This is a genomic window from Bradyrhizobium sp. (assembly GCF_035570375.1).
GTDB lineage: Bacteria > Pseudomonadota > Alphaproteobacteria > Rhizobiales > Xanthobacteraceae > Bradyrhizobium.
This window is the reverse complement of the sequence record NZ_DATMLW010000273.1, coordinates 1-7,404: the sequence shown is the minus strand read 5'-3', so window position 1 is coordinate 7,404 and position 7,404 is coordinate 1. Positions and strand designations below refer to the sequence as shown.

Annotated in this window: 5 protein-coding genes; 3 read left to right on the top strand and 2 right to left on the bottom strand. The window is 60.0% G+C overall.

Going from position 1 to position 7,404, the window contains the following annotated elements:
* Both VNX23_RS30295 and secA read right to left on the bottom strand, forming a co-directional pair.
* On the bottom strand, positions 1 to 1,031 hold a 1,031-nt coding region (locus VNX23_RS30295), incomplete at its 3' end, for a tyrosine-type recombinase/integrase (protein ID WP_325635446.1).
* Between the two features lie 110 nt (positions 1,032 to 1,141).
* A complete protein-coding gene (gene secA / locus VNX23_RS30290; RefSeq protein ID WP_325635445.1) occupies positions 1,142 to 3,979 on the bottom strand; it encodes a preprotein translocase subunit SecA in 2,838 nt (945 codons plus the stop codon).
* 561 nt (positions 3,980 to 4,540) lie between these two features.
* Between secA and VNX23_RS30285 the strand changes: the two genes are divergently transcribed.
* The 3 genes from VNX23_RS30285 to VNX23_RS30275 all read left to right on the top strand — a co-directional run.
* Complete coding sequence (locus tag VNX23_RS30285; RefSeq protein WP_325635444.1) at positions 4,541 to 5,443, top strand: peptidylprolyl isomerase; 903 nt, start codon at positions 4,541 to 4,543, stop codon at positions 5,441 to 5,443.
* A gap of 93 nt (positions 5,444 to 5,536) precedes the next feature.
* Positions 5,537 to 6,787 carry a bifunctional glutamate N-acetyltransferase/amino-acid acetyltransferase ArgJ gene (gene argJ, locus VNX23_RS30280; RefSeq protein WP_325635442.1) on the top strand — a complete coding sequence of 417 codons (1,251 nt, stop codon included), beginning with the start codon at positions 5,537 to 5,539 and terminating at the stop codon, positions 6,785 to 6,787.
* 233 nt (positions 6,788 to 7,020) lie between these two features.
* Positions 7,021 to 7,404 (top strand): TadE/TadG family type IV pilus assembly protein (locus VNX23_RS30275; RefSeq protein WP_325635440.1); only part of this gene is annotated, 384 nt, incomplete at its 3' end.

Genomic DNA, 7,404 nt, shown 5'->3' with positions numbered 1-7,404 from the left:
TAAAAATGACGGAGGCTGTACAGAGTATATTTTTCGCCAAACCCGTTTCGCTGCACTCCGGCTTCCTTCAGCGCTGTGTTGAACTGATCAATCAGAGTAACGACCTTGGAGCCGTCAGCCATTGCGAACAGAAAATTATTCGCGGCTTCACCGTCCCGTTTTGCCAACAATTTGTCTAACCGGCTTGCAGCAGCCGATCTTAGAATCACGTCCCGCTCGCCGGTTTTGCCTCTAACAATAAACCTGAAGTTCCGGCGTCCCTTGTCATCCTTGAAAGGGATCAGATCACGCAGTCGTAGATTGTTGGCCTCACCAACACGCATGCCAGAATTGGCCAGTATCAGGACATAGTCACGGAGCAGCTCTCTGGACCGCCTTACACGGTTGTCCTTTGCATCTCTGATCCGTTTGAAAATCGTACGCCACAGACGGCGATACTCCGATAACTCAAATGCTGGCCTCGCACGCTTCTGCTTTGGCGTGAATGTGACTGTTGGAAGCGACTGCTTTCCTCGCAGTCCCTGCTCGTGCGCCCATTTCACAATGGCCTTGCCCAACATCATATCCCACTGAAGCGTCTTATCAGTTGGATTGAGCTTGGCGTTTTTCGGCAGCTCGGCGAATTTTGAATAGTAGTCACGGCGCCAAGGGATAAATTCTCGCATCACCTTGTCATCGATGGCTTCGATAGGCACGGCCCCAGCGTACTCTCGCCAGAACTTCGCAACACGAATGATCTGCCTCAGCATTCCAGCTGAAGTTCTGCCTTGTTTGTGATCTCGTTCCCGAAATCGCACGTAGTCATCAATGACGGCCGAAAATAATTTTGATTTTGGCGGAAGGCCCTGATCAGCTCTGTGTTCCAATTGGAACAGCAATCTGCGACCAGCTCGAATGGCGGTCTGCTCGTCAGTGGTCTTCAGCGACCGCCAAGTATATTTCCCCGGTGAAATCCGAATGCGTGCGTAGAAAGTCCCAGAGCGCTTGAAAATCGTCAGCCTGCCATCTTCAAGATAGCGAGCGCCGTCCATCCCGGATGCCCTTGGGAATCAGCAAGCAGCGTTAAGGAATGAAATAATTTCAAAGGGCAGCGACGTGCCTAGGCATCAGAGTCTGCAAGCCTATAAGCCATTGAAATTATTCACCGAACGTACTTGCCGTGGCAGTGTTTGAACTTCTTGCCCGAGCCGCAGGGGCAATCCTCGTTGCGGCCGACCTTGCCCCAACTCGCCGGATTCTTCGGATCGCGGTCGGCGGTGGCCGCGGGCACCAGCGAGACGTTGGCGAAGGCCATCTCGTCCTCGCCGGTGTTGGGATCGAACTTGTGCGCCTCCATCGCCGGCAACACCGGCTGCTGGGATTCCGGCGGAACGATTTCGACGCGCATCAATTGCGCCGTCACCGCCTCGCGCAGATGCGCGATCATCGCCTCGAACAGGCTGAACGCTTCCGACTTGTACTCCTGCAACGGATCGCGCTGACCGTACCCGCGCAAACCGATAACCTGGCGCAAATGGTCGAGCATTACCAGATGCTCGCGCCAGAGATGGTCCAGCGTCTGCAGCAGGATGGTTTTTTCGACGTAACGCATCACGTCGGGACCCCACTGCGCCACCTTGGCCGCCATGTGCTCGTCGACGCGTTTCTCGATGCGCGTCAATAGCTCCTCATCGGCGATGCCCTCTTCCTTGGCCCACTCGTCGACCGGCAGGTCAATGTCGAGCACGCGCTTCAACTCGTCCTTCAGGCCGGCCGTATCCCATTGCTCGGCATAGGCGTGTTCGGGCACGTGCTTGGCGACCACGTCCTCGACGAAGGCGTGGCGCATGTCGGTGACCGTTTCGGCGACGCTTTCGTCCTTCATCAGATCGACGCGCTGATCGAAGATCACCTTGCGCTGATCGTTCTGCACGTTGTCGAACTTCAACAGGTTCTTGCGGATGTCGAAGTTGCGCGCCTCGACCTTTTGCTGCGCCTTTTCCAGCGCCTTGTTGATCCAGGGATGGATGATGGCCTCGCCATCCTTGAGGCCGAGTCGCGTCAGCATGCTGTCGAGCCGGTCGGAGCCGAAGATCCGCATCAGATCGTCTTCCAGCGACAGGAAGAATTTCGAGCGGCCGGGATCGCCCTGGCGGCCGGACCGGCCGCGCAGCTGGTTGTCGATGCGCCGCGACTCATGGCGTTCGGAGCCGACGATGTAGAGGCCGCCCGGCTTGGTCACGGTTTTCGCCGGTTTCGCGCCCTTGGCCGGCTCGACCTCGATCGTCTCTTCGGCTTTCAGCACGATGTCGCGGAAGCGTTCGACGTCGGCCTTGATCTGCTCGATCTTCGCCGTCCGCTCGGCCTCGTCCGCCAGACCTGCGGTCTCATGCTGGATGCGCATTTCGAGCGAACCACCGAGCTTGATGTCGGTACCGCGGCCGGCCATGTTGGTCGCGATCGTGATCGCGCCGGGCACGCCCGCCTGCGCCACAATATAGGCTTCCTGTTCGTGGAAGCGCGCGTTCAGGACCGCAAACAGCTTGGCCGGTTTGCCGGCCCGTGCGGCGGCATAGAGCTTTTCCAGGGCGTTCGGATTGCCGAAATCGATCTGCCTGTAGCCGTTCTTCTTGAGGTATTCGGCGAGCACCTCGGATTTTTCGATCGAGGCGGTGCCGACCAGCACCGGCTGCAGCCGCGTATTGGCGCGTTCCACCTCGGACAGGATCGCGGCGTATTTCTCTTTCTGGGTACGATATACCTCGTCGTCTTCGTCGAGACGGGCCACCGGAAGATTGGTCGGGATTTCCACGACCTCGAGCTTGTAGATGTCGAACAGTTCGTCGGCTTCCGTCGCCGCGGTGCCGGTCATGCCGGCCAGTTTTTCGTACATCCGGAAATAGTTCTGGAAGGTGATCGAGGCCAGCGTCTGGTTTTCCGGCTGCACCGGCTGATGTTCCTTGGCTTCCAGCGCCTGGTGCAGGCCTTCCGAATAGCGCCGGCCCGGCATCATGCGCCCCGTAAACTCGTCGATGATGATGACCTCACCGTCGCGAACGATGTAGTCCTTGTCGCGGGTGAACAGCGAGTGGGCGCGCAGCGCCTGGTTGATGTGGTGAACGACCGAGACGTTCTCCACATCATAAAGCGAATCACCCTTGAGCAGCCCCGCGTCGCGCAGCAGCGTCTCGATCTTTTCCATGCCGGCTTCGGTCAGCGTCACCGTGCGCTGCTTCTCGTCGACGTCATAGTCGGTCTTGTCGAGCCTGGGAAAGAAGGTGTCGATGGTGTTGTAGAAGTCCGAACGGTCATCGAGCGGTCCGGAGATGATCAGCGGCGTGCGCGCCTCGTCGATCAGGATCGAGTCGACTTCGTCGACAATGGCGTAGAAGTGACCGCGCTGGACCATGTCCTCGAGGCGGTACTTCATGTTGTCGCGCAGATAATCGAAGCCGTATTCGTTGTTGGTGCCGTAGGTAATATCGCACGAATAGGCCGCCTTGCGCTCGGCATCGTCAAGGCCGTGGACGATGACGCCGGTGGTCAACCCGAGGAAACTGTAGATCTGCCCCATCCACGCCGAGTCGCGCCGGGCGAGATAGTCATTGACGGTGACGACGTGGACGCCCTTGCCGGCGAGAGCATTGAGGTAAACCGCCAGTGTTGCGACCAGCGTCTTGCCTTCGCCGGTCTTCATCTCGGCGATGTCGCCTTCGTGCAGCACCATGCCGCCGACCAGCTGCACGTCGAAATGCCGCTGTTCTAGCGTGCGCTTGGCCGCCTCACGCACGGTGGCGAAGGCGGGAACCAGGATGTCATCAAGCGTCTTGCCGTCGGCGAGTTGCTGGCGGAATTCGTCGGTGCGCGCCCTCAGCGCTTCGTCCGAGAGCGCCTCCAGTTCCCCCTCCAGCGCGTTGATGGCATTGACGCGGCCCTGATATCCCTTGATCCGCCGGTCGTTTGCGGAACCGAAAAACTTGCGGGCGAGCGCGCCGATCATGCCAAATTCCTGTTCTTCCCGGTCGGCAGAACTGCCGTGAGGTTGCCAATCAATCAACTCATCGTGACGCGGTAGGTGAGCCCCTGGCCGGGGATTTTCCGTCGAATGAGTGGGAAATCAGCAATCCAAGCTTCAAGGGCCAAAAACGCTTCCAAAAAACGCGCTATCGCCATTGACTTAGGTTCGGTAGAGATATGGCTGGGCTTCAGCCTTGTCAACGGCAGGCAGACCTTGCGATTTCCAGCTCGAACGGGCGGCCGAGGCACGCCCATACCGGGTCTCAATCCTGCGCTCTGCGTTGCAGAAAACAAACATTTTGACCCAGGCCGGATCGCATCCAAAATCCGTGTCCGGCCAGGCCGGATCACGTCCAAACTCCGTGTCCGCGAACGTCAAAAATGGTTCGCAAAGGCTTGAAAGGGCGCCCGCGCCCCTCAAGGATTTCATGATTTTGACAGACTTTTCGCGTTGCCAACGCCGCTTGATTGGGCGAGTGTCGCGCGGCATCCGAATAGCCCCTGCCCCAAACAAGCCAATTGGCTTTGAAGATAAGGATTATCCATGACCGCCTCGTCATCCCCCGCGAAATTTGGCACGCGCGCTCGCCTCGCCACCACCGCTGCGGCTGGTCTTGCGATGGTTCTGCTCGCCGGCCTGCCGCTGCGGGCGGAAGAAAGCAATCCGGTGCTCGCCAAGGTGAACGGTTCTGAAATCCGTCAAAGCGATGTCACGCTGGCCGAGGAGGAACTCGGGCCGAGCCTTGCGCAGATGGATCCGGCGACCAAGAAGGAAAACGTGCTCGCCTTTTTGATCGACATGAAGATTGTCGCCAAGGCAGCGGAAGCCAAGAAGATCGAAGATCGCGACGACTTCAAGGCTCGTCTGGCATTCGCCCGCAACCGCCTCCTGATGGACAATTTGCTGGCGGCCGAGGGCAAGGCCGCGACGACGCAAGAAGCCATGAAGAAGGTCTATGACGAGGCCGCCAAACAGATCGAGGGCGAACAGGAAGTTCACGCCCGGCATATCCTGGTCGAGAACGAGGACGAGGCCAAGGCGATTGCGGCCGAGCTGAAGAAGGGCGCCGATTTCGCCGAACTCGCCAAGAAGAAGTCCAAGGACCCCGGCGCCTCCGACGGCGGCGATCTCGGTTTCTTCACCAAGGACCAGATGGTGCCGGAATTTTCCGCCGTCGCCTTCTCGCTCGAGCCCGGCAAGATCTCTGATCCCGTGAAGTCCCAGTTCGGCTGGCACATCATCAAGGTCGAGGAGAAGCGCAACCGCAAGGCGCCGGACTTCGATCAGGTCAAGAGCCAGATCGAGACCTATGTAGCGCGCAGGGCGCAGGCCGAATACGTGGCGAAGCTGCGGGAAACCGCCAAGGTCGAGCGCATGGATCAGCCGGCGGCAGCGAAGACCGAGGCCAAGCCAGCCGATTCCAAAATGGCGCCTGCGAAGAAGTAATCGACTTCTCGATCCAACTTGAGTATTCGACGTCATGGCCGGGCTCGTCCGGGCCGGGCATGACGATTTCTTTTGTCGATAAGGCGCTCGCCCATGTCATCCGCCGTCTCCCCGAACGCCCCGACCAATGTCCCCGAGATGCCCGCGATTTCGGGCGTCAAGCTTGCAACGGCCTCAGCCGGCATCCGCTACAAGGACCGCACCGACGTCCTGCTTGCGATCCTGGACAAGGGGACGGCTGTCGCGGGCGTCTTCACCCAATCGAAATGCCCCTCGGCGCCGGTGGAGTGGTGCCGCGCCAAACTCGGATCGTCCAAAGCGGCGGTGGCGCGCGCGCTGGTGGTCAATTCCGGCAACGCCAACGCCTTCACCGGCAAGACCGGACGCCAGGCGACCGCGATGACGGCCGCGATCGCAGCCAAGGCGGTCGGATGCCGCCCAAACGAAGTGTTTCTTGCTTCCACCGGCGTGATCGGCGAGCCGCTCGACGCGACCAAATTCGATGGCGTGCTGGCCGCTCTCGCGACGAAGGTCGCGCCCGACGAGTGGATGAGCGCGGCGCGTGCCATCATGACCACCGACACCTTTCCCAAAGTGGCCACCGCCACCGTCAGGCTCGGCAAGGCCAGGGTCACCATCAACGGCATGGCCAAGGGCGCCGGCATGATCGCACCCAACATGGCGACCATGCTGGCGTTCGTGTTCACCGACGCCCCGATCGCATCAGGCGCCTTGCAATCGCTCTTGAAGGCTGGCGTGGAAGACACCTTCAATGCCGTCACCATCGATGGCGACACCTCGACCTCGGACACATTGCTTGCCTTTGCGACCGGCACCGCCCTGGCCGACGGCGCGCCAAAAATCAGCCGCGCCAGCGACCCGCGCCTGAAGGCCTTTACAACGGCCTTCCAATCCGTGCTGGCCGACCTCGCCGAACAGGTCGCGCGTGACGGCGAAGGCGCCCGCAAGCTCGTCGAGATCATTGTCGAGGGCGCCGTGTCGAAGGCCTCGGCGCGCAAAATCGCCATGTCGGTCGCCAATTCGCCGCTGGTGAAGACCGCAATCGCCGGCGAGGATGCCAACTGGGGCCGCGTCGTGATGGCGGTCGGCAAGGCCGGCGAGCCAGCCGATCGCGACCGGCTCTCGATCTCGTTCAACGGCATTCGCGTAGCAAGCCGCGGCGCGCGCGATCCGTCCTATGACGAGGCCGAGGTTTCCGCGGCGATGAAACGGCCAAAGATCCAGATCAGGATCACGCTTGGGCTCGGCAAAGGCCGCGACCGAGTGCTCACCTGCGATCTCACCAAGGAATATGTCACGATCAATGGCGATTACCGGTCGTGATCTTTCGCGACCAGTCACCGCCTGCACAAGGTGGCCGTGACAAACAAGTGGGTTGACCGCTTGGCCGGCTGCTTCGAAGCGAAACTGGATGCAGGCGCCGGTGCCTCGAATCAATCGAGGCCGAGGAAACTATTCATTAACCGATTTGGTGCCGCCATTATTCAATTACAATAACCCGAACTTAATTTCTCAACTTTAGAGCGATCATTGTCACAGGTTGTGGTGTGTCGCTCATGATTACCGTTTTGCGTTTGCTCGACCGTTTCCGCAGCCACCAGCGCGGGCCTCTGCCGGGGCCAACGGCGACGAAGATCGAGCTCCGCGCCTGGTTGTGTCGCTTCAACGGAAATCGCAAGGCGAACGTCGCCGTCATGTTTGCGCTCCTGTTGGTTCCGACCATATTTCTGCTGGGCATGGCGCTGGATTATACGCATGCGCAGCATATGAAGGTCGACCTCGACGCCGCCACCGATGCTGCCGCCGTCTCCGCGGTCACCTCGGCGATGATGCAGCAGAGCCCACAGGTGGCTCAGACCACCGCGCGGCAGGTTTTCGGCATAACCGCGAACACTCTGGTGAACAACAAAAACCTGGGGGGACAGCCAAATTTGACGGTC